This window comes from Nonomuraea jabiensis, from assembly GCF_014204795.1.
GTDB classification, from domain to species: Bacteria; Actinomycetota; Actinomycetes; order Streptosporangiales; family Streptosporangiaceae; genus Nonomuraea; species Nonomuraea jabiensis.
Genome location: NZ_JACHMB010000001.1, coordinates 8,056,909 through 8,077,906, shown reverse-complemented (window position 1 = coordinate 8,077,906; position 20,998 = coordinate 8,056,909). Strand labels below are relative to the sequence as shown.

At 72.3% G+C, this 20,998-nt stretch carries 18 protein-coding genes; 6 read left to right on the top strand and 12 right to left on the bottom strand.

Annotation, left to right across the window (positions count from 1 at the left end; translation table 11 throughout):
* Position 1: 1 nt before the first annotated feature.
* The 8 genes from HD596_RS36900 to HD596_RS36865 all read right to left on the bottom strand — a co-directional run bounded on the left by HD596_RS36900 (position 2) and on the right by HD596_RS36865 (position 8,460).
* Positions 2-1,162, bottom strand: a complete 1,161-nt coding sequence (locus HD596_RS36900; protein ID WP_185074112.1) for a cation:proton antiporter — start codon at positions 1,160-1,162, stop codon at positions 2-4.
* An 8-nt stretch (positions 1,163-1,170) separates the two neighbouring features.
* Positions 1,171-1,653, bottom strand: coding sequence for a cation:proton antiporter regulatory subunit (locus HD596_RS36895; RefSeq protein WP_185074111.1), 483 nt, complete (start codon positions 1,651-1,653; stop codon positions 1,171-1,173).
* Positions 1,654-1,881: 228 nt separating this feature from the next.
* Positions 1,882-2,934: a fatty acid desaturase family protein gene (locus HD596_RS36890; RefSeq protein WP_313045776.1), complete on the bottom strand. Its 1,053-nt coding sequence runs from the start codon at positions 2,932-2,934 to the stop codon at positions 1,882-1,884.
* A 227-nt stretch (positions 2,935-3,161) separates the two neighbouring features.
* The gene (locus HD596_RS36885; protein WP_185074110.1) at positions 3,162-4,283 is read right to left on the bottom strand and encodes an FAD-dependent monooxygenase; all 1,122 of its coding nucleotides are present in this window, start codon (positions 4,281-4,283) and stop codon (positions 3,162-3,164) included.
* A gap of 25 nt (positions 4,284-4,308) precedes the next feature.
* Positions 4,309-5,877: an MFS transporter gene (locus HD596_RS36880; RefSeq protein WP_185074109.1), complete on the bottom strand. Its 1,569-nt coding sequence runs from the start codon at positions 5,875-5,877 to the stop codon at positions 4,309-4,311.
* Positions 5,878-5,956: 79 nt separating this feature from the next.
* A complete protein-coding gene (locus tag HD596_RS36875; RefSeq protein WP_185074108.1) occupies positions 5,957-7,357 on the bottom strand; it encodes an FAD-binding oxidoreductase in 1,401 nt (466 codons plus the stop codon).
* Between the two features lie 17 nt (positions 7,358-7,374).
* Positions 7,375-7,623: a hypothetical protein gene (locus HD596_RS36870; RefSeq protein WP_185074107.1), complete on the bottom strand. Its 249-nt coding sequence runs from the start codon at positions 7,621-7,623 to the stop codon at positions 7,375-7,377.
* Positions 7,624-7,692: 69 nt separating this feature from the next.
* Positions 7,693-8,460, bottom strand: a complete 768-nt coding sequence (locus tag HD596_RS36865; RefSeq protein WP_185074106.1) for a hypothetical protein — start codon at positions 8,458-8,460, stop codon at positions 7,693-7,695.
* A 379-nt stretch (positions 8,461-8,839) separates the two neighbouring features.
* Here HD596_RS36865 and HD596_RS36860 point away from each other — a divergent pair, with 379 nt between their 5' ends.
* The gene (locus HD596_RS36860; RefSeq protein ID WP_185074105.1) at positions 8,840-10,540 is read left to right on the top strand and encodes an exo-alpha-sialidase; all 1,701 of its coding nucleotides are present in this window, start codon (positions 8,840-8,842) and stop codon (positions 10,538-10,540) included.
* Here the strand turns inward: HD596_RS36860 and HD596_RS36855 are convergent.
* Complete coding sequence (locus HD596_RS36855) at positions 10,528-11,199, bottom strand: DUF4142 domain-containing protein (RefSeq protein WP_185074104.1); 672 nt, start codon at positions 11,197-11,199, stop codon at positions 10,528-10,530. The genes HD596_RS36860 and HD596_RS36855 overlap by 13 nt on opposite strands.
* 182 nt (positions 11,200-11,381) lie before the next feature.
* On the opposite strand from HD596_RS36855, the gene HD596_RS36850 reads away from it, so the two are divergent.
* Positions 11,382-11,840 carry a pyridoxamine 5'-phosphate oxidase family protein gene (locus tag HD596_RS36850; protein ID WP_185074103.1) on the top strand — a complete coding sequence of 153 codons (459 nt, stop codon included), beginning with the start codon at positions 11,382-11,384 and terminating at the stop codon, positions 11,838-11,840.
* On the opposite strand, the gene HD596_RS36845 is transcribed toward HD596_RS36850, so the two are convergent.
* Positions 11,809-12,267, bottom strand: coding sequence for a hypothetical protein (locus tag HD596_RS36845; protein ID WP_221519678.1), 459 nt, complete (start codon positions 12,265-12,267; stop codon positions 11,809-11,811). The two genes, HD596_RS36850 and HD596_RS36845, sit on opposite strands and share 32 nt — an antisense overlap.
* A 194-nt stretch (positions 12,268-12,461) precedes the next feature.
* Here HD596_RS36845 and HD596_RS36840 point away from each other — a divergent pair, with 194 nt between their 5' ends.
* Positions 12,462-12,749, top strand: coding sequence for a HesB/IscA family protein (locus tag HD596_RS36840; RefSeq protein WP_185074102.1), 288 nt, complete (start codon positions 12,462-12,464; stop codon positions 12,747-12,749).
* Between the two features lie 43 nt (positions 12,750-12,792).
* Here the strand turns inward: HD596_RS36840 and HD596_RS36835 are convergent, their stop codons facing one another.
* On the bottom strand, positions 12,793-13,773 hold the full coding sequence (locus tag HD596_RS36835; RefSeq protein ID WP_185074101.1) for an acetylxylan esterase: 981 nt from the start codon (positions 13,771-13,773) through the stop codon (positions 12,793-12,795).
* A gap of 125 nt (positions 13,774-13,898) precedes the next feature.
* On the opposite strand from HD596_RS36835, the gene HD596_RS36830 reads away from it, so the two are divergent.
* Entirely contained in the window at positions 13,899-15,146 is a 1,248-nt protein-coding gene (locus HD596_RS36830; protein ID WP_185074100.1) for an alpha/beta hydrolase, read from the top strand.
* A gap of 59 nt (positions 15,147-15,205) precedes the next feature.
* Here HD596_RS36830 and HD596_RS36825 read toward each other — a convergent pair whose 3' ends face one another.
* Positions 15,206-19,210, bottom strand: a complete 4,005-nt coding sequence (locus HD596_RS36825; protein WP_185074099.1) for a hypothetical protein — start codon at positions 19,208-19,210, stop codon at positions 15,206-15,208.
* 157 nt (positions 19,211-19,367) lie between these two features.
* Here HD596_RS36825 and HD596_RS36820 point away from each other — a divergent pair, with 157 nt between their 5' ends.
* Together HD596_RS36820 and HD596_RS36815 are read left to right on the top strand one after the other, a co-directional pair.
* Complete coding sequence (locus HD596_RS36820) at positions 19,368-20,300, top strand: MerR family transcriptional regulator (protein WP_185074098.1); 933 nt, start codon at positions 19,368-19,370, stop codon at positions 20,298-20,300.
* A 30-nt stretch (positions 20,301-20,330) separates the two neighbouring features.
* Positions 20,331-20,996, top strand: a complete 666-nt coding sequence (locus HD596_RS36815; protein ID WP_185074097.1) for a TetR/AcrR family transcriptional regulator — start codon at positions 20,331-20,333, stop codon at positions 20,994-20,996.
* The last annotated feature ends 2 nt before the right edge of the window (positions 20,997-20,998 follow it).

The window sequence follows — 20,998 nt, the reverse complement described above, 5'->3', positions numbered from 1 at the left end:
ATCAGGACCGCTTGGCGATGGAGGTGATGAGAGGCTGCACGAGCTTGGCCGCCAAGGGGCCGAAGGCCGCCAGGATGAGGACGTACGCCGCCGCGAGCGCGCCCAGATCGGGGTGGGCGCCGGCGCCCACCGCCAGGCCCGCGATGACGATGTTGAACTCGCCGCGCGGGATGAGCGCGATGCCCGCCCGCGCCTGGCCCGCCTTGCCGATGCCCGCCCGCCGGGCCGCGTACGCGCCGGTCAGGAGCTTGGTGATCATGCTGACCAGGGCGAGCAGCGCGGCCAGCCCCGCCACGGGCAGGATCTTCGCCGGATCGGTCTGGAGGCCGAAGAAGACGAAGAACACCGCCGCGAACAGGTCGCGCAGCGGCGCCAGCAGCGCCTGCGCGTCCTCGGCGAGCTCGCCGGACAGCGCGATGCCGACCAGGAACGCGCCGACCGCCGCCGACACGTTCAGCTGCTGGGCGAGCCCGGCCACGAGCAGGGCGAGCCCGACCACCTTGAGCAGCAGCACCTCGTTGTTGGGGCTGCTCACGAACGCCTCGATGAAGCGCCCGAACTTGAGCGCCACGACCAGCACCACGCTCACGGTCAGCAGCGCGACGCCCACGGCGACCGCCCCGCTGGCCAGGCCCACGCCGGCCAGGATGGTCGTCAGGATCGGCAGGTAGACGGCCATCGTCAGGTCCTCGAAGACCAGCAGCGACAGGACCGTCGGCGTCTCCCGGTTACCGATCCACCCCAGGTCGGACAGCACCTTGGCGGTGATGCCGGAGGAGGTGGCGTACGTGACGCCCGCCATGGCCACCGCCGCGACCGGGCCCCAGCCCAGCAGTAACGCGCAGATCGCGCCGGGGGCGGCGTTCAGCACCAGGTCGACGATGCCCGCGCGGACGTTTCCGGTCAGGCTGGTGACCAGTTCGTCGGCGTTGTACTCCAGGCCGAGTGTCAGCAGCAGCAGGACGACGCCCAGCTCCGCGCCGACGCCGACGAAGTCGTCGCTGGTCGCCAGCGGCAGCACCCCGCCGGTCCCGAAGGCCAGGCCGGCGATCAGGTAGAGCGGGATGGGCGAGATGCCCACGCGCAGCGCGAGGGCGCCCAGGATTCCCAGGGCGAGGACTATGGCACCGAACTCGAGAAAGAGGATCGCGGTATGGTGCACCCGCGGCCCTACCCGTCCGCCAGGATGGCGGCCACCTCGGCCGTGGTGTCCTCGCTGCCGACGACGACCACGACGTCGCCCGCGGCGAACACGAAGTCGGGGCCGGGGCTGGCGAAGACCCGCCCGCCGCGCACGACGGCCACGATGGAGGCGCTGGTACGGGTCCGCACGCGGGCGTCACCCATGGGACGCCCGGCGTAGGGGGAGCCGTCCGGGATGGGCAGCTGCACGCTGACCAGGCCCTCGACCTGCTGGTGCAGCTGGTTGAGCCGCTGCACGATGCGCGGGGCGCCGAGGAGCTCGGCCAGGGCGTCGGCCTCCTCGTCGTTGAGCTTGACGACGTGGCAGACGGCGTCGGGATCGTCCGCGTCGTAGATCACCAGGTCCCGGCGGCCGGTGCGGTGGGACACGACGCCGACCCGCTGTCCTTTACGGGTGGTGAAGTCGTGTCGTAGCCCGATTCCCGGCAGCGCTGTCTGTTCGACCTCCACCTATCCCCACCCGCTCAGATCCGCCTATTTCCGACTAAACCCTACCAACATCTGCTTATGGCCTCCGCTTTGCAGAGGCGCCCTCGACGCCGCCGCCTTCCCCCGCTCTGGTCGCTACGCTCCCGCCGCTCCTCCAGGCGACGGCGCTCCCTCGCATGCTTATGGCCTCCGCTCCGCAGAGGCGCGCTCGGTCGCCCTCGACGCCGCCGCCTTCCCCCGCTCTGGTCGCTACGCTCCCGCCGCTCCTCCAGGCGACGGCGCTCCCTCGCGGAGCGGGCGGCCGGCCTCGTGCAAGTGGCGCAGGGCCTGGCCCCACGACGCGAACAGGCCGCATTCGACGTAGTCGACGCCGAGCCGCTCGCAGTACTCGCGCACGATGGGCTGCGCCCTGCGCAGGTTCGCGGTCGGCATGCTGGGGAACAGGTGGTGCTCGATCTGGAAGTTCAGGCCGCCGAGCGCGGTGTTGACCAGGCGCCCGCCGCGTACGTTCCGGGAGGTCAGGACCTGGCGGCGGAGGAAGTCCAGCTCGTCCTCGGCGGTCAGGACCGGCATGCCCTTGTGGTTGGGTGCGAACGTGCAGCCGAGGTAGACGCCGTAGCAGGCCTGGTGCACGAGCACGAACACCAGCGCCGTGCCGAAGGGCAGCACCAGGAAGACCGCCCCCAGGTAGGCGAGCACGTGCGCGGTCAGCAGCGCCCCTTCGAGCCCCCTGCTCTTGAGCGAGGGGCGGCGCAGCGCGCGGAAGCTCGACACCTTCAGGTTCAGGCCCTCGAGGGTGAGCAGCGGGAAGAACAGGAACGCCTGCCAGCGCCCGATGAACCGGGGTATCCCGCGCGCCTCCTCGGCCTGCTTCTGCGACCAGATCAGGATGTCGGGCGCGACGTCGGGGTCGTGCTCCTCGTGGTTGGGGTTGGCGTGGTGGCGCGTGTGCTTGTCCATCCACCAGCCGTAGCTGAGCCCGACGGCCAGGTTGCCCACCAGCAGCCCGGCCATCCTGCTGGTGCGCCGCGACCGGGAGATCTGCCCGTGCGCCAGGTCGTGGGCCAGGAGCGTCACCTGCGCGAAGGCCACGGCCAGCAGCACCGCTACCGGGATCTGCCACCAGGAGTCCCCGACCAGGGCGAACAGCGCCCAGCTCCCCGCGAACAGGCCGGCCACCAGGCCGATCCTGGCCGCGTAATAGCCTGGCCGCCTGTCCAGCAGCCCCGCCTCGGCGATGCGGCGTGACAGCCTCGCGAAGTCGCTGCCGCGCTGAACGGCGGCGGTCCCCACAGTCCCCACAGTTCTCTCCGATGCTGACGAGTCGTATGTGATCACTCATCAGCATCGCGAGAGAAGGGGGTCAGGCGGACCCCCGCTGTCACCCGTTCTCTTGGTAGTGCACGCCCTACCATCCGGGGGCGCCGATGGGCGCCCCCGCCGCCTGGGGACAGGGCCGGTCCATCGCACTCAGCGTGGCACTGGACGACCTCTCCTGGTGGGGAATGGCGGGCGGCGGGGACACCGGCTCAGATCGGCTGCAGGGCCGCGGCGTCGCCGTAGATGTGCAGGTCGGGGCGGAAGGCCGCGAGGTAGGCGTCCCGGTCGTGGAAGGTGGCGGCCAGGGCGTCCCCGTAGTCGATCAGCTGCCTGTGGGCGTCCCTGCGGGGCTCGTAGCGGGTGGACAGCAGCCGCTCCAGGAGGTCCGCGTCGCCGCCGGCCGCGCAGATGACGTCGGCCAGGAGCTCGGCGTCGTGCAGCGTGTAACTCATGCCCATCCCGGTCATGGGGTGGCAGGCGAACGCGGCCGAGCCCAGCAGCGCCGCGTTGCCCTTGTGGTACTCCGCCACCCGCATCGAGGAGACCTTGATCCGCTGCCAGGTCGCGGGCTGCAGGACGTTGAAGGCGTCCGAGCTGTCGGTGACGAACTTCTTCAGCTCGTCGATCAGTGCGGGGATGCCGTCCTGGAAGATCTCCTTGTCCTCCTCGGGGGGCAGGCCGACGAACACCCTGGCCTGGTCCCGGTTGATCGGGTAGAGGTAGGCGAACCAGCCTTCCGAGCTGAAGTACAGCCGGTTGAGCTGGGCGACGCTGGCGGTCAGCGGGACGGTGGCCACCCGCATCAGCAGCCGCTCGTACGGCAGCGTGCGCTGCTCGATGTCGAGCGCCTGCCGTACGGCCGACCTGGTGCCGTCGGCGCCGATCACGACGCCGGCCCGCAGCTTGCGCCCGTTCGAGAGCGTCAGCTCCTCCACGCGGCCGTCGCCGATCGCGATGTCGTCGATGCTGGCGTCGAACCAGAACTCGACGCCCTCCATGACGCAGCTCGTGTAGATGAGCTCGACCAGCTCCCGGTAGGGGCGGACGAGGAAGCCTCCCTCCGGGAAGCGGCACTCCTGGATGGGGTCGCCGTCGTGGTAGTAGCGGATGGTGTCGCGCCTGAGGCCATGGCGCCCGACCAAGTCGGCCAGCCCGTGCCGGGCCAGCACCCGGAGCCCGGGGGGCTTGAGGAAGTCCGCGCCCGCGCTGGGGACCGATGGTCCCTGCTCGATGACGACGACGCGCTGTCCGCGGCGACCCAGCAGCAAGGCGAGGAAGCAGCCGCCGAGCCCGGCGCCGACGATCGCTACGTCGCACGATGTGGTTGCCATGACGAGAGCCCTTTCGATGGTTGAACTAGTTCGGGTTCCCGCGGGAACCGGCGAGCGGGCCTGGCTCGGCCGCCCGTGGCCGCGGGATGTGGTCCGTGGGGGGTGTGCGGGTCTCGGCAGGCAGCAACGCGTCGGCCTCCGCCGCCACGGTGGCGAGGGTCATGCGCAGCTCCAGCAGCATCCGCCGCGGAACTTTGATCATGACGTCGCCCGGGTCGGTCCGCAGCCGGGTGATCTTGGTGAGGGCCAGTGCGCCGATCAGCACGGAGATGGCCACGCACATCGCGAGCGCGCCGGCCAGCCCCGCGAAGGGACCGGTCATGAACGGGTGGTCGATGACGACCGACACGACCGCGACGCCGACGGCCCCGCCGACCATGCGCGCCATGGTGGCCGCGCCGACGGCGGAGGCGTACTGGTGGGGGCGGGCGGCCAGGGTGGTGGCGACGGAGGTGCCCGGCGCGAGCGCGCCGACGCCCATACCGACCACGACGCTGGCGATCAGGCCCCACACGGTGGGCCCGGCCTGCGTCAGCACGAGCACGCAGGCGCCGCCGCACAGCAGCGAGCCCGCGTAGATCAGCCCGTACGCGCCGACCCGCTTGACGAGCTTCCCGGCCAGGAAGCTCGTCACGACGACCGCCACCGACGTGGGTGTCAGCCACATGGCCACCTCGAGCATGGGGTAGCCCAGGTGGAGCAGGTACAGCGGCTGCACGGTCAGCAGCCCGTACGACAGGGCGCCGAAGCCCCAGGTCGCGAGCCAGCCCCAGACGAATCTGGGACGCCGCCACAGGGCCAGGTCGATCGCGGGCAGGCGGTGGTGCCTGGCCTGCGCGAGCGCGCCGCCCAGCAGGGCCAGCGCGGCCAGCGCCAGCCACACCACGTCCATGCCCCAGGCCATCGCCTTGGAGATGGCCAGCACGATGACCGCGATGCCCGCGGCGAGCAGCCACGCGCCGAGGACGTCCGGCAGGCCCCTGGCGCCGGCGCGCTTACCCGGCGGAAGCGCGGCGCAGGCGATCAGGAGCGCGACGCCGATGACGACGTCGGGAACGAACAGGGCCCGCCAGCCGACGGAGACGACCAGCCAGCCGCCGCCCGCCTGCATGAGCAGGCAGCCCAGCCCGGAGGCGGAGCTCCACAGGGCGATCGCACCGCGCCGCTGCGACTCCGGCAGCTCTCCGAGCAGCAGCCCGAGGCTGGCCGGGATCATCGCCGCGGCACCGGCGCCCTGGACGGCCCGTGCCGCCAGGACGTACGACCAGGAGTCCACCAGGACGGTGGCGACACCGCCCAGGACGAACACCACGAGCCCCACGGCCAGGACCCGCCGGCGGCCGAACAGGTCCGCCCAGCGGCCCGCGGTGGCCAGCAGCGCCGCGATCGGGATGAACGCCGCGCTGGTCAGCCAGACCAGGTCGCCCAGCGGCATGCCGGCCCCGGCGGGTGTGTACCGCAGGACTCCGACTGCCAGGGTGGTGGCCGTGGTGTCGGCCATCACCGTCAACATGACACCCGCACCGACCAGCCGCAGCATCACGGCGTGACGACGGTCGATGGTGCTCGTCCCCCGCGCTGGTGACGAACGCACGTGGTCACCTCCAAGCTATGAGTGGTCTCCGCCGACCGGCACACTCCGGCTGTGCGACCGGCGGAGGTGGGTCCTTCGGTTAGGCGCCGTAGCGGCCGGGCGAGAGCAGGCCGTCCGGGTCGAGTGCGGTCTTGAGCCGGTGCAGCATGCCCAGGCTCGCGGTGCTGGTCTCCGACCACACGTCGGCCGCGGCGTGGTCGATGTCGGAGCGGTAGATGGCGCACCCGTGGCCGCGCAGCAGGCAGTTGCCGTCGTTGCGGAGCTGGTGGGCGCGGTAGGGGGCGTCCGGCACGCCCCGGTCGAAGAAGATCTGGATGACGCCGTTGGCCATGTGCCGGCTGACGAGGTTCCACTCGACCATGAGCGCGGTGGTGTGCGCGTCCACGGCCGTCTGGAGGGCGGCCAGGATGTGTTCGGTCCTGCGGGCGTGCGTCGGCATCAGCGGCATCAGGGCCAGGAAGCCGGTCTGGCCCTCGTCGATCTGGTCGCAGGAGGCGACGCGCAGGGCGTTGCGCACGCCCAGGCAGGTGGGGATGCCCTGGGACATGAGCGCCCTCGGGTAGAGCGGGTCGTCGGGGCCCACCTCCGCCGCGTCGACCACGCGCAGCGCCTCGGCGCCCTCGACCTCGATGAGCGCCTTGCGCAGCAGTTCCTCGGCCAGTTCGACGGCGGCGTCGCTGCCGAGCAGCGGCCCCATGATGGTGAACAGGTCGGGGTCGACGCCCCTGGGCAGGAACCAGTCGCCGTGGCTCGGGACGAGCGCCAGCTCCCGCACCCGCAGCATCCCGTCGGCGGGGTTGCCGCGGCGCAGGAACCCGGCGATCGCGTCGAGCGCGACGCCGACCTGGGCGCGCGGGATGCGGCCGTGGACGAGGCCGACGGTCTGCGGACGCGGCACGAGGGCGACGGCCATGGCGGTGACGATGCCCAGGTTGTGCTGGACGAAGGCGGGCGTCAGGTCGGGCCCGGCGACCCGGCCGTGGTAGCGCCCTGCCGGGTCCAGCCCGCCGGTGGTGACCACGCTGCCGTCGGCCAGCACGGCCTCCAGCCCGGCCACGTCATGCACCCGCGAGCGGAAGGTGCCGTCGCCGCGGTCCAGGGCGTTGCCCACGACGGAGGTGTCGGCGCAGGAGTTGGTGACGTTGAGCATCCAGGGGGTGTCGCGCAGCGCCTCGGCGAGCTGTGCCTGGGTCACCCCGGGTTCGATGACCGCGTAGCCGGCCTCCAGGTCGAGGCCGCGGATGCGGTTCATGCCGCTCAGGTCGACGACCAGGTTGTCGTCGGTGACCGGCACGGCCGAGCCCATGCCCCAGTTCTTGCCGGTGCTGATCGGGTAGAGGCGGCGACCGGTCCTCATGGACTGCCGTACGAGCGCGCGTACCTCGTCGAGGCTGCGCGGCGCGTCGATGCCCGCCACGGAACGCGGTTGGTGACCCCCGACGTCGTGCGACTTCAGCTCCAGTCGCTCAAGGTCCTGCATGACTCTCCTCTTTCGGCTCACGCGGTGTGCTGGAGCAGGTCGTCGATGGAGCCGATGGCCTGGTTGGACATCTCCCTGATGCCGAGCAGCCGCTGCTCGACGTACTCGTCGGGCTCGCTGGTGGTGTCGGGAAGGTCGAGGGTTCCGAGCGGCGCCGACTGCACGGGGACCTCGTGCAGGCCGTAGGGGTGCCGGCGGGGACGGATGGTGTCGGTGTCCCGGGTGTCGCGGATGGTTCTGGCGGGCAGGTGCGGGGGGGTTCGCATGACGGGAGCTCTCCTACCGGACTCGATGGGGTTTTTCCGGGCGACCGCTCGCCGTTGAGCGGATCTGGGTCAGCGTGCGCCCTCCCTGTGGTCGAGGTGGTCGACCACCGGAGTGACGGCCGCGGGGGTCGCCCGCGGCGCGCCGTGGTTGATGACGCTCGCGGCGATGCGGCGCTCCGCCAGCCCCATGTGGGGACGGCCGGCGGTGCCACCGGTGCTCGGCCGGGCGCCGGCCGAGCCTCGGATCATGGAGCTGGCGTGCACCCATCGGCGCGACTCCGCCAGCACGTCGCGCTGGGCGCGCGACAGGTCTGAATGACGGGCGTACTGCTCGCAGACGGCCCGAGCCAGCACCCGCGCCATGACGAGGTGCTCCGCGCAGGCGGCCGAGACCTTCGCCTCCAGCCCGATGACCTGGGCGAGGAGGAGTTGCAGCTGGGCCAGCCCCGAGCTGCGCTCGAACCCGTCGAGCTCGGCCAGCCGCTCGGGCCAGCGCAGCCGCCGTTCGATCGAGGCGTTCACGGCGGCGACGATCTCCGTGGCGGGCTCGTCCGGGCGCCGCCCTTCGAGCTGCACGGCCCGCTGCGCGGTCGATTCGAAGTCGGTCAGCCGGCGCAGCCCGCTCTGGAGCAGGCGTACGCGGTTGTGCAGGCAGGCGGCGCTCCAGCCGAGCACCAGCAGGCGGTCGGCGTCGGCCTCGCAGTGCCAGCCGACGAGCGCGACCTCGCGCGCCATGCGGTGGTAGAGGACCCAGGACTCCTGCGCGGGCATCGGCACCGGGGTGTCGATCCACACCTGCAGGCCGCCCGGGGGTACTTCGTCTACGCCGACGTCCATGCCGGCGGGCGCCACTCTGGCGCAGATTCGCTGAACCACCCGTTGCTGGGCGGCTGTCTCCGGCGCCAGAGGCACCGGACCCGGCAGCACTCGCTCTGGGGCCACTCTCGCCCTCGGCTCGATGCTCATCTGGGGGGCCACCTCCCGACCCTGACCTACGTAAATTGACACTTAATAGTGCCGTCCCGATCGTCGTCAGAGAGGGGTTTCCTGTCAACTGGTACTTAACAAAACGGGCATGGGTCGCCCGCCGCCCGATCGGCGGCAGCCGTGAACCCGCGACTTCCCGCAGGTGAATCCGGTGTTACGGAGCGTGGATCATCTAGAGTCCGAACGGTTCGGTCAGTTCGGGGGACATGCGGGGAGCGAGCCGGTGTGGGTGCCAAGATCCGTGGTCGTGGCCTTGTCGGTGGCCGCGGGACTGCCCGCGCCGCCCGATCCGGCGCAGGCCGTGGCCGGTTACTGCCAGCTACCGGATCACTCCCAGCCGTCCATCCCGGGCGAGGCTTACCTGATCGATACTGCTTCCTCACCAGACTGGATTCATCCCAATCCGCCGCCCGTCGACCGGGAGCCGACGGAGTCCGAGCGGCTCGACTTCGCGGGCTTCCCGAACGTCTCGGTCCTCGACGTCGTGGGCCCCGGCGGGGCGCCCCGGCAGAAGGTGGTCAGCACCTTCACCACGAACGTGGACCAGATCGTCACCCTCACCAACTCGGTCGCGGTCTCCGACGACGGCGGGCTCACGTTCGGCCCGGCGAACCTGACGCCGCTGCGCGAGGCCCCCATCCAGCTGCTCGACGGCCGGTACTTCGCCACCGAGTACTACCTGCAGGTCACCAGCCCGCACACCGGCACGCTGGGCGTGCTCACCACCTCGTCGCTGGATGACGGGGAGAGCTGGGTGCGCTCGGAGGCGACGCTGACCACGCCCGGCGAGCTGCTGCCCGGCGGGGCCACGCACGGGCTGCCGGTGCAGCTCGCCGACGGCACGATCCTGATCACCATGTACGCCCAGTACAGCGACACGGGGACGTACCAGGCCGAGCTGTACGCCAGCCGGGACGGCGGCCGGACGTTCGAGCGGCGCGGCGTGATCGCGCCGCCGTCCGGCGGGTTCGTCTACAACGAGGCGAGCGTCGCGCAGACGATGGACGGCAGCCTGCTGGCGGTGCTGCGCCGCGACGGCGGCCGGTTCTCCACGCTGCACCAGAGCCGCTCCACCGACGGCGGGCGCACCTGGTCGCCAGTCGGCGAGCTGCGCTTCGCGGGCCAGGACTGCGTGGTCCGCGGCGTGGCGCCGCGGCTGCTGCTGATGCCGGACGGCGTCCTCGTGCTCAGCGCCGGGCGCCCGGACAACTGGCTGGCCGTCTCCCCCGACGGGCTGGGCGAGGAGTGGCTGGAGCCGCGGGTGACGTACCACAACCGCGACGGCATCTGGCCCGTCCACGGCTCGTCCGGCTACACCGGGATCGCGGCCCTCGGCCCGCACCGGCTGATCCAGGTGTTCGACAACTGCAAGCTGCCCGGCGTGCGCCCCGACGGCCTGCTGGACGAGACCGCCTGCCCGGCGCACGGGCGCTTCGAGAACCGCGGCTGGTACGCGATCAAGCGGCAGCTGTTCACGATCGACGCCCCCGGCCCCGGCCTGCTGGACCTGGCCGCGATGCGGCGGAGCGGCCGGTTGAGCGTCGAGACCACCATGCGCTGGACCGGCCGCCCCAGGAGCCGCCCCGGCGGGGCCTTCGACGGCAGCACCGGCTACTGGTCGAGCGCCGTCGCCCAGGGCCGCGGCCGGTACGTGCTGCACCTGGACCGCTCGTACGCGCTGACCCGGATCGGCCTCAGCCTGCGCCCGGGCCATCCGGCCGGGGCGCGCGTGTACGTCTCCGAGGACGGCCGCTCCTGGGGCGAGCCCGTCGTCACGATCACGGACCGGACGGACTACGCGATGCGGTACGAGGAGATCGACCGCACCGCCCGGCACGTCAAGATCGTCACAGAGCCGACCTCCGGCTGCGAGCCGGAGCTCGGCCGGACGTGCAGCATGCTCAACGAGATCGAGCTCTATTCGCCGTGAGGCGTCTCCGGCTCCAGGGTCGTCTCCGTGGGCGTGCCGATGGACGACTCGGTGGGCGACCCAGTGGGTGACCCGGTGGGTGACCCGGTGGGTGACCCGGTGGGTGACCCGGTGGGCGTCTGCGTGCCCGGGCCGCCGCCGGGCTGCCGCAACGCGGTCAGGTGCGCCACCAGCGCCGGCTCGGCCATCCTGGCCAGCGCCACCACCGTCGGCGAGGTGCCGTGGGAGATCTCGACCTTCGTGGCCGCCAGCGCCGCCTGGTGCGCGTTGATCATGGCGGCCGTGAAGTCCTGGTCGAACTCCTCGGGCGGCGCGTCCTGCAGCTCGGCCAGCATGGCGCGCTGGTCGGCGCTCGGGGACATGGGCAGCGGGATGCGGAGCTGCGTGGCCGCGTTGGTCACCTTCGTGTCGAGCTTGGTGTGGTCCACGACGAGCATCTTGCCGATCGACTTGATCCGCGCCGAGCTGCCCTTTCCCGCCGCGAGCTGCCCCGCCTGGACCTCGGCCAGGTTGCCCTCGTGGATGCCCCGCATCCAGGCCTTGTCCTGCTCGGACGGCTGAGTGTCGGTACGCGACGCCAGGCCGGCGGTGTCCGTCGGCACGTCGGCACAGCCCCCGAGAGCGGCGAGGGTCACGGCGGCCAGCAACAGTGTGCGCATGAGCATTTCCTATGACAGCACGAAACGTATCCAATACAGTGCGTAATCACCCCTTCCCCCAAAACCCGCCATCCCACCTCCGACAGCCGGGGTGGTCTCGTCCGGCTTGGGGTCGCACGTGTCGGTCGCCGGGCGTCGTCGATAATGACGACGACCATGAGGCCGACGTGACCGGAGCCCGGATGACCCAGCCAGACCCCCGCACCCCGCACCAGCGCAAGCGGGACACCCTCGACCGCCTGGAGAACGACGTGGACGCCTGGGTGGCCACGGCGGACGAGGACGGAGTGCCGTACCTGGTGCCGCTGTCGTTCCTCTGGGACGGCGCGACCCTGCTGATCTCCACCACCAGCACCAGCCGGACCGCCCGCAACCTGCTGGCCTCCGGGCGGCTGCGGGTGGGTGTGGGGCTGGTGCGTGACGTCGTCCTCGTCGAGGGCACGGCCGAGGCCGTCCCCGCGACCGAGATCCCGGCGGAGGTCGGCGACGCGTTCGCGGCGAAGGCGGGCTTCGACCCCCGCAAGGAGCCCGAGGCGTACCACTACTTCCGCATCACGCCGGTGCGGCTGCAGGCCTGGCGCGAGGCGAACGAGCTGCGCGGCCGCGACCTCATCCGCGACGGCGAGTGGACGGTGGCCTGAAGACCGGCGACGACGCTTGGCGGGTCAGCCGAAGGTGACCACCAGGGTTGTGTGGCGCTTCGGGATGATCGTTCCCTTGGCGTCGTCGCGGGCGCGCCCGGCGTAGGCGTGGATGCGCAGGTCGCCCGCCTCCCTCGTCCGGCTCGGCGTCGAGGGCGGCCGGCACGTCGCCGATCTCGCGCCACTCGGGCAGGCCCAGCATGAGCTCGGGATCCCGGCGCAGCACGATCGCCTCCGGCCCGGCGAACGCCCCCCGCATCCGCATGAACCCGCACGGCGCCACCGACCGGCCGGCCCAGTGGTCGCCGGCGCGTTCGAGGGCCACGGACACCTGCACGCCCCGCAGGTCGAGCGGCGCCACCAGCCGCCCGCCCGCGCCGATCTCCAGCACCCGGTGCCCCGGCTCGACGCCGAGCTGGTCGAGCATCGTGGCCATGATCGCGGGCTGCGAGGACGAGCTGATCGGCCGGCCCGCGTCGTCACGTTTGGTGACGATCGGCTCGTCGCTCTCCAGAAGGAGCTCCAGGCAATCTGGGCAAAGAAACAGTCAAGAAGGGTTGAGCTGGAAAGTTGGGGGAAGGGCAGGCAACTCCTGAACGTCGACCGTGAGGAGGAGCCGTAGTGCTCACCCTGACAGCCAACGCAGCCCAGGCGATCCGCGATCTGACCTCGTCTGCGCCCGAACCTTCTCAGAGCGGGATTCGCATCTCGTCTCAGGGAGAGGGCGCGAGTTCGCTCACCCTTACGCTGGCCACCGCTCCGGAGCCGGCGGACGAGGTCGTCGAGACCGAGGGGGCGCGGGTCTACCTGGACCCCGTGGCCGCCACCGTATTGGAGGACAAGTCACTGGACGCCGGAGCCGACGACCAGGGAAGCGTCTCGTTCCTGGTCAAGGACCAGATGGCGTGACATGGGCGCCCGCCGTGCCGCACCGGCACGGCGGGCGCGCCCGTCAGCCGTCGCTGAGAAGCTTGTGGAGGTAGCGCAGCTGCTCCTCCGTCTGGAAGCCGCCGCCGCCCTCGTGGCCGTTCCAGGGCCACACGGAGATCTCCTTCGGGCCCTGCCAGTGGTTGTAACCGGCGAACACCGTCGACGGCGGGCAGATGTCGTCCATCAGCGCCACCGAGTAGAGCGCGGGCACCTGGCCGCGGGCGGCGAAGTTGAGCCCGTCGAAGTATGACAGCGTGCGGAAGACCTGGTCGGCCGTGTCCCTGCGGGTGGACAGGAAACGCACCAGCTCCTGGTACGGGTCCCGCCCGGTGATCTCGACCGCCCGCCGGAAGTGGGTCAGGAACGGCACGTCGATCAGCGCCGCCTTGACCGACGGGTGCAGCGCGGCCGTGGCCTGCGCGATGCCGCCGCCCTGGCTGCCACCCGAGACGACGATCCGGCTGGAGTCCACCGCCGGGTGCTCGAGAGCCGCGTCCACGGCCCTGACGGCGTCGGTGAAGACGCGGCGGTAGTAGTAGTCGTCCGGGTCGAGGATGCCCCGGGTCATCATGCCCGGCGCCTGCGGCGAGGCGCTGCCGTGCGGGTCTCCGGTCGTGCCGGGGCTGCCGGCGTTCACGCCGCCGTGGCCACGCGTCTCCATCACGAACACCGCGTACCCGGCCGACGGCCAGAACAGGTGGTCCTTGGGGAACCCGCGACCGCCGCTGTAGCCGATGTAGTGCATCACGCACGGCACCGGGCCCTCCACGCCGCGCGGCACCAGGAACCACCCGTTGATCCGGTGCCCGCCCCAGCCCGCGAAGGACACGTCGAACACGTCGACGGTGGCGAGGGGCAGGTCGTACGGGACGTACTCGGCGCTCAGGTCGAACTTCCTGGCCTCGGTCAGGGTGCGTGACCAGAACGCGTCGAAGTCGGCGGGCTCGTCGCGTTCGGGGAGGTAGCTGCGGAGTTGCTCAAGCGGCAGGTCGAACAGTGGCACGGAATCTCCAGCCTTCTAGAGGGACGCTGATATTTCACCTCATTGCGCCGGAAAGCGCTATCCTGCTCCGCGCCCGGAATCCCATCCCCCTGACCGAAACCCCTGGCGTGCACTAACGTCCCCTTGTGGCTTCTTTCGCCAGACTGGCCGGACGGGCAGTGGCGGGCGCCGGGGTGCTGGCCCTGTCGCCGGTCCTCGGCCTGGCCACTCTGGCCGGGATGGCGATGGTGGGCGCGGAGGCGACCACGTTCACGGTGACGGGGCTGGCGGTCTTCGCGTCGATGTTCTTCCTGGGGCTGCTGCTGTGCGTGCCCAGGCCGAGGGCCGCCTGGGGGCGCTGGTTGCGGGCGCTGGTGATCCTCGGGGTGGAGGCGGCCGTCGTGTGGCCGGTCGGCGTCGCCACGCTGCGCCCGCCGCAGCCCCCCGCTCCGCCGGCGCCGGTGGCGGGGCAGCGCGAGTGGCGGCTGCCGACGGGCTCGCAGCTGGCGTACGTACGGTTCGCGCCCAAGCGGGTCACGCGCCCCGACCCCGTGGTGTTCCTGCACGGCGGGCCCGGCGTGGCCGACCTGGCGGCCTCCTCGGCCTTCTTCAGGAAGCTGACGGCGGACGGCTACCAGGTGTACGTCTACGACCAGCTCGGGGCCGGGCGCTCGGCCCGGCTGCGGGACCCGGGCGAGTACGGCCTGACGCGCGACGTGGAGGACCTGGAGGCTATCAGGCAGACCGTGGGCGCGGACCGGCTGAACCTCGTCGGCCACGACTACGGCGCCCAGCTCGCCACCGCCTACCTGGCCGCGCACCCCGACCGGGTCGCCAAGGCCGTCCTGGCCTCACCCACCGGCCTGCCCCCGGAGCGGAAGCCGGCCGGCGAGGTCGAGCTGGCCGCGATGTTCGGGCGGGACGGCTCGCCGGACCCGCGCCTGCTCGCCGTCTCCACGCTGCTGCGGGTGGACCCGCGGGCCGCGCACGACTTCGCGGGCGACCGGGAGCTGGACGCCTACCTCGGCCTCGTCCGGCAGGGGGCGCCGCACCCGTGCCCGGCCGCCGCCGCGACCGGATCCGGCGGGTACGTCGGCCTGACCGGGCGGACGGCGCCGTCCTCGCTCCCGTTGAGCCTGTCCGAGGTGAAGGCCCCCGTGCTGATCGTCAAGAGCCGCTGCGACGAGCAGGGCTGGACGTCGGCCATGGACTACCGGCGGGCGCTGCCGTCGGCCACGCTCGCCTACCTCGACGACGACGCCTCCACGGGCGCCTCCACGGGCGCCTATGCGAGCGAGGCGTACCTCGGGGTCCTGCGGGCGTTCCTGTCCGGGCGCCCGGTGCGGGCGTACGAGGGCGAGCGCCCGCCGCCGGGCTACCGCGGTCCGAGCTGACCGCCGCGACGGGCGCGGCGGTCAGCCGGGTCAGCGGCCAGGCATGTCAGCGGCCAGGGTCAGCGGGAGGACGGGCGGCGCTCGGAGCCGCAGCCGCCGGCCTTGGTGCCCGCGACCTTCCACTCCGCCCCGGGGAACGGGCTCATGAAATGGGTCAGCAGGTCCACCGCGTAGTCCGGCACCTGGTCCCCCGGGTCCAGCAGCGACACCATCTGGGGCCCCTCGGCGCCACGCAGCGTGATGGAGCTGGACCCGTCCCCGGCCGCGAAGCCGGGCTTGGCGTCCACCGTCACGCACGCCAGGCTGATCCCCGCCGCCTTGATCTCCTGCTTGGACCCGATCCGCCGCATCCGCTGGTCGTAGCGGCGCAGCGCGAGCGAGTCGGTGGGGGTCAGCCGCACCGAGTCGTGGAAGACGTCGTTGCCGACCTCCCTGCTCAGCCGCACGTCCAGGGAGACCTCGGGCCGCAGGTCCACCCCCTTGGCGGCCAGCTTGAGCTGCCCGTAGTCGCCCTCGAAGCCGGGCGCGACGTACCCGAGGGCCGGGGGCGCCTTCAGGCCGAACGGGACCTTGCCGGGCCGGATGCGCAGCCACGACACGCGCTGCGCGTCCAGCGACAGGTCCTTGACCGCGCTCGCCCCCAGCCCGAACTTCCCGCCGACGTTGTAGGTGAGGAAGCCCGTCGTGTACGGGACCTCCTTGCTGACGGAGATCTGCTGCGGCGCGACGGCCTCCACCCGCAGCCCCCCGTGCAGCGACAGGCGGCCCGTGGGGACGGGGCGGGAGACGAGGTCGAGCGACTGGTCGGGGTTCATGCGGATCGTGGTGTCGGCGGCCAGGTCCTTGACCGCGAACGACACGTCCCCCAGCCTGCCCTGCGGGTCCACGAGGCCGCCCTCGACGCCGAGGTAGCCGTCGAGGGTGCTGACGTTCGACTTGTAGGTGAGCGCCGGCACGCTCAGCCCGGCGGCCGAGGCGTCGGCGTCCACCCCGAACACGGCCGGCACGTCCGCGAAGCGCAGCTCGCCGGTGCCCTTGCCGGCCAGGGTGACCTTGGCGTCCAGGCGCTTGACGGCCGCGGAGTTGTTCACCCGGATGCGGGTCTGGGCGCCGTACGTGCCCTGGACCGACACCGAGGCCGGCACGGGGTCGATCGACACGTGCCCGCGCAGGTCACCGGCCTCGGCCCGCACGTCGAGTGCGCCGAGCGTGGCGGCGGGCTCGATGCGGTACGCGGCCTGCACGGCGTTGCCCTGCACGCCGAACGGCCCCAGCGACATGCTGGTGATCCGGGAGGGCAGCCCGGTCAGGGCGGCCCTGACCTTGACGGGCACGGGTGACAGGACGCTGCTGGCGAGATAGACGCCGAGGCTCTTGCGCCGCGGGCTGAAGCCCGAGAACGCGAACGTCCTGCCCGCCAGGTCCACGCTCACCTGGTCCGGCAGCCCGGTCACGTCCAGGTATCCCTGCAGGCCGAAGCAGCCGCGATCCGGCGTGCAGAACGGCCCCTGGGAGCAGCCCGCGGATCCGGCCGCGCAGCCGCCGTCCACCAGGGACACGCCGCCGGGCACGGCGGGCGCGGCCCGCATGCGGTCGAGCGCCCCGGCCTTGCCGAGCCAGGCGCGGGCGCGCACGTCCAGGCGCGAGCCGGCGTAGGTGAGCTTGCCCCCGTCGGAGGTGACCGACAGGCGGCCGGGCACGGGCCCGAGCGTGCCGATCAGGCCGAAGCGGGCGTCACCCTGCGTGACGTCGGCGTCCACGGCCAGCCTCTGCCGGGCCGAGCGGAAGTCCGCGCTGAACCCCTGCGCGCCCGTGCCTTTCGAGGGGGTGAAGCCGACCTGCTCGAGCCCCTTGACCAGCACGCTGGCGTCCAGGTCGCCGGTGGCCTGGCTGTAGTGCGCCGACAGATGCGGCCCGGTGGGGGCCTTGGCGCCGTCGTGGTTGGTGAAGGCCAGCTCCGCCGACCCGACCGGCCCGGACAGGCCGCGGAACCGGTACGAGGCGGGGTCCCACGAGGCGTCGAAGCGGGCCGGGACGCCGCTCACCTCGGCGGCGGCCCTGGCGTACCGGTCGCCGAGCTTGGCCCTGGCCAGCGCCGAGACCTTGGCCACCGGCGCGTCCGCGGTCCAGGTGAGGCTGCGGGCGCCCGTGTCGGCGACCAGCTCGACGCTCTTGCGCACGCCCTCGACGGTGGCCTCCAGGTCTTCCCCGGACGGCGAGGTCACGTGCGCTTTATTGGCATAAATCTTGATCTGGTCAATCTTGGCGGACGTGGCGACCTTGACGGTCGAGCGCTCGCCCAGCTCCCACGACGCCTTGACGTCGTCGCGCACGCCCAGGACGGTGCCGTCGATGGTGGGGCCCGTCTCGAGGTTCGTGTAGGCGGCGCGGATGGTCCGGATCACGCCGCTGGCCTGGTACTCGGCCTTGCGGCCCGCGGGGTCGAGGGTGACGTCCACGGTGGAGGGCGTGTTCGAGATCTCCAGGCGGGCCACGTGGGTCCCGTCGATGCTGGCCGCGCCCACGAACGAGCGCCCGCTGGAGCCCACCTCCAGGTGGGCGTGCGGCACGGCCCCGTACGTGACGTCGAACCCGGACAGCCCCGACAGCAGCCCCGACACCCCCAGCGCGTCACCTTTCTTGATCATGGTGACGTGGCCGCCGCGCGGGCTGGAGACGGCGCCCTCGTTGCGCTGGAGCACCACGGCGAACCGGCCGATGGGCGAGCTGGTCGTGTGCGTGACGCGGTGTTCGGCCAGGTCGTTGACCAGGCGCACCTTGGCCGGCAGGTCGCTCAGCTCGGTCTTCAGCACGGTCTTGGCCGCGGCCCGGTCGAAGAAGAGCAGGGAGGCGGCCCCGGCCCGGCCCTTGGCGGACTCGACGGTCAGGGTCTGCTTGCCGTCCGCGGCCGCGTACTTGGCGGTCAGGGTCGGCGGCACCTTCCTGACCTGGGCGCTCAGCACCCTGGCCAGCTTGCCGTCACGGTAGGTGAAGCTGTGCAGCCGGGCGCGGGCGATCGAGGACGGGCTGGTGAAGCGGACCTCGCCGTCCGACAGCCGCACCGCGGCGCGGGCGGACATGCGGTCCAGCACGGCATGGGTGAACTGACGGCCGGTCACCGCCAGCGCCTCCAGCTTGGCGGGCGCGGAGGCGTGGACGTCGAGAGAGGGCGAGTCGAGCGCGGCGGTCACGCTGAGCTTCTCGGTGGCGGGCGTCTGGCGCAGGCTCACCACGCTGCGGCCGGTCAGCCCCGCGACCAGGGCCGCGGACTTCCCGGGATCGGTACGCTTCACGCTGGCCTTGACCTGCTTGCCCGTCAGGTCGACGTTGAACGTCCCCCAGTCGAAGGCCGACAGCGACGCGCCGTGCCGCAGGCCGTCGAACCCGACCGACACCTTGCCGTCATACTCGGCCCAGACCAGCGCCTTGACGCTCTCCTGCGACAGCCGCTTGACCGCGAACCCCAGCCCGGCCGATCCCTCCAAGGGGTTGGCCGTGGGCACGAGGTCGGCGGCCAGGTCGGGCCTGCCGTCACCGGTGACGTCGGCGACCGCCGGCGTGGCGACCGGCTGCGAGATCGAGCAGGAGACCGGCACGGCCTCGCTCTGGACGCAGAGCCGGTACGTCAGCCCCGGCACGGCCTTGCCCAGCCCGTCGAACGCCTTGAGGATCGGCGCCAGCGGCTTGATCAGCGTCAGCGGCTCGGCGTCCGCGGTATCGGGCAGCACGCTCCGGACGTCGGGCGCCTGCCTGCCGAAGCCCTGCTCCTCCTGGACGGAGGCGGCCTCGGAGGTGACCTCGTCGACGAGTCGCGGCCCGGCGGGCGTGGTGACCTCGGGCTCGTCGGGCCCCACCCGCCCGGTGCCCGCGGGCCTGACGGCGAGCGAGGGCCGGGTGGGAACGCTGACCGCGGCGGCCGGCGGCTCCTGCACGGCGGGCACGGGCTGGACCCTCACCTGGGTGTGGGCCTGCGTCTGGGCTTCGGCACTCGGTGGCAGGGCCACCAGGACTGTGGCGCTTGCGATGGACGTCGAAGCGAGCACGCGCAGAAGGGCGTGCGGCATGAAACGTTCTCCCCCGGACCGGTCTAATTCATCCCATCAGAAACATAGGTCACGATGCGACCACATCTCCTCACAGGTAGTCAAACCCGCCTGGACATGGGACCCCAATTTTCAGCGGGGTTGCGTCTCCATCTAGGGGAGGCGGGAAGGTGGGGACATGGCGCTCTACTCCATCGGTGACCTGGCCCGGCGCACCGGGCTGACGGTCAAGACCATCCGGTTCTACGCCGATCGGGGGATCGTGCCGCCTTCCGACCGCGGCCCCACCGGCCACCGCCTTTACGACCTCGACGCCGTCGCACGCCTGGAGCTCGTACGGACGCTGCGCGACCTGGGAGTGGACCTGCCCACGATCCGCCGGGTCGTGGAGCGCGAAGTCTCGCTCCCCGAGGTCGCCGCGGCGCACGCCGACGCGCTGGCCGTGCAGATCCGCACGCTCCGGCTGCGGCGCGCGGTGCTCACGGCGGTGGCCAGGCGCGGCTCCAGCCCCGAGGAAATGGATCTCATGCACAAACTGGCAAGACTCTCCGAGGACGAACGCCGCCGCCTCGTCGACGACTTCCTGCAGGCGGCCTTCGACGGCCTGGACACCGTTCCGGGGTTCGCGGGGATCATCAGCTCGATGACGCCCGAACTGCCCGACGACCCCTCGCCCGAGCAGGTGGAGGCGTGGGTGGAGCTGGCCGAGCTCGCGCAGGACCCGGACTTCCGCGCCTCCGTCCGGCGCATGGCCGCCCGGCTCGCGGCCGAACGGGACGAGGCCGGGCACGCCGGCGCGCCCCCGCGCCCCGACCCCGGCGCGCTGGCCCGCCACCACGCCCGCGCGGCCCTCGCGGCGGGCCTCGCCCCGGCCGCCCCCGAGGCGGACTCCGTGGTGGCGGCGGTCGTGGCCGCGTACGCCCGCGACCGCGGCCTCCCGGACGGCCCCGCCCTCCGGCGGCGCCTGCTGGACCGGCTGGAGGACGTGAACGACCCGCGCAGGGAGCGCTACCTCGAACTGCTGGCGGTGATCAACGGCTGGCCCGCGCCAGATCCGCTGGGTCCCGCCCTCGACTGGTTCACCGAGGCCCTGCGCGCCCGCCTCCCCTGACGCTCCCGGCGAGTCCAGTACGGTTTCACCGTGGGTTCATCCGCCGACCAGCAGCCGCCCCGCCGCCGCGCCTGGGGCAGCCTCAGCCAGGCGCAGATCGTCTCCGTCGCCCTGGAGATCGCGCGGACGGAGGGCATGGAGGCGCTGACCGTCCGCCGCCTGGCGGCCGATCTCGGCGCCTCCCGGATGGCCCTCTACCGCCACATCGCCGACAAGGACGCCCTCGTCGACCTGGTCATGAACGCCATCGCCGAGCAGGACCTGGTCCCGCCCGGCATCGACGAGGGCCCGTGGCCGCACCGGCTGCGCCTGCTGGCCGCCTCGATGCGCCGGCAGCTGGCCGCGTACCCGGGCATGGTGGACGTGCTGATGACCCGGGCCAACCACGGCCCCGGCGCGCTCCACCTGGTCGAGGCCATCCTGGCGATCCTCGCCGACGCCGGGCTCGACGAGCGGCAGGCGGCCCGGCATTACCTGGTCTTCATCGACCTCGTCCTGGGCAGGCTCCACCGCGAGCTGCACGGAGACCCCGTGTCCGCACACCGCACCGCGAGCCTGCTCGCCCTGGCCGAGCAGGCCGAAGATCACCCCCGGCTGCGTGCCGCCGAGCCCCACCTGCGCGCCGTCTCCTCCGAGGAGGTCTTCGAGGCCGAGCTGGACATGCTCATCGAGGCCATCAGGACGGCCGCCTCGTAAGG